This is a genomic window from Mesorhizobium sp. P3_A9, from assembly GCF_056402975.1.
Genome location: NZ_JBFUGJ010000721.1, coordinates 1 through 1,058, shown reverse-complemented (window position 1 = coordinate 1,058; position 1,058 = coordinate 1). Strand labels below are relative to the sequence as shown.

At 62.6% G+C, this 1,058-nt stretch carries 2 protein-coding genes and 1 pseudogene; all 3 read right to left on the bottom strand.

Translation table 11 applies throughout. The features are described from left to right. Positions 1-246, bottom strand: a pseudogene (locus tag AC1DX0_RS36295) (sodium:solute symporter); the annotation flags it as partial. Beyond that, positions 236-433: a DUF3311 domain-containing protein gene (locus tag AC1DX0_RS36290; RefSeq protein WP_477221229.1), complete on the bottom strand. Its 198-nt coding sequence runs from the start codon at positions 431-433 to the stop codon at positions 236-238. The pseudogene AC1DX0_RS36295 and the gene AC1DX0_RS36290, both read right to left, overlap by 11 nt. A gap of 291 nt (positions 434-724) precedes the next feature. Then, a partial coding sequence (locus AC1DX0_RS36285) for a response regulator transcription factor (protein ID WP_477359376.1) occupies positions 725-1,058 on the bottom strand: 334 nt, incomplete at its 5' end.

Genomic DNA, 1,058 nt, shown 5'->3' with positions numbered 1-1,058 from the left:
ACCATAGGCTCCGACCGTATAGACCAGCGCTGGGACCGCTATGACGGTATAGGCGGTGTAGAAATCGCCGCCGATCAGGAACCAGGTGATCCAAGTGCCGAAATTGCGCCCGCCAAGACCCCATTCATCGATATGGGCGAGCGTCTCGGGCTTGCGCCAGCGGGCGGCGACAAAGCCCAGGACCGTGACGAGCACGAAGAAGAAGATGAAGACGGCGAGCGCCGCGGGATTGATTTCAGTCGTCATGGCGCGTGCTCCGATAGGCGATCCAGGTCAGCGTCGCGGTGATCGGCACCCAGGCAAGCTGGTACCAGTAGAAGAAGGGAAAGCCGAACAGGGCCGGCTCGCGGACATTGTAGAAAGGCGGCCAGAGCAGGCCTAAATACGGAATGACGAGCAGCCACAAGGCCGCCTTGCTGCGAGGTTTTTCCATGTCGAGATACCTTCCAGGCGCCGTGATATGGGCCGCCATGTTGCAGTTGCCGGCACGGAAGGCAGGGCACTGTCACCGGCCGTGGAAACATCCGCGCGGCGGCTCTCCGCGGCGACAGGTTCGCGACCCATCGGCGGTTGTTCCGGCATGGCATCGACACAGTGAATTCCTCCCGACGGCTCGCCCTTTCACGGCCAGCCGTGGTGAACCCCTATGGCAGCGTTTTTGTCCTCACAAGATGGAGGCGGTGCCGAAATCCAAGGGTCTACCCAGAAGTGGGTAGACCGGGAATCAGCCGGTTTTTGATACGATCCCATGATCGAGGGCGTAGCGGATAAGCCCCGCCGTCGTGGCGATGCCGAGCTTCTTCTTGAGGTTCTTGCGATGCGTCTCGGCCGTGGCGGCCGTGATCCCGAGCGCTCCCGCGATCTCCCGGTTGCTCTGGCCGGCGACGATCAGGCCGAGAATGTCACGCTCGCGCGGCGTGAGCGGATTCACCTGGTCCTGCGCCGCGCGTTCCATCAGCAGGTCGGAGACGCCGGACGAGAAATATGTCCCGCCGCCAGCCACCGTCTCGATCGCGGCGACAATCTCGTCCGTCGACACATCCTTGAGGATGTAGCCC

Excerpts from the sequence above, each read along its gene's own strand:
- AC1DX0_RS36290 (WP_477221229.1), bottom strand. The coding sequence starts at position 433 with ATGGAAAAACCTCGCAGCAAGGCGGCCTTGTGGCTGCTCGTCATTCCG.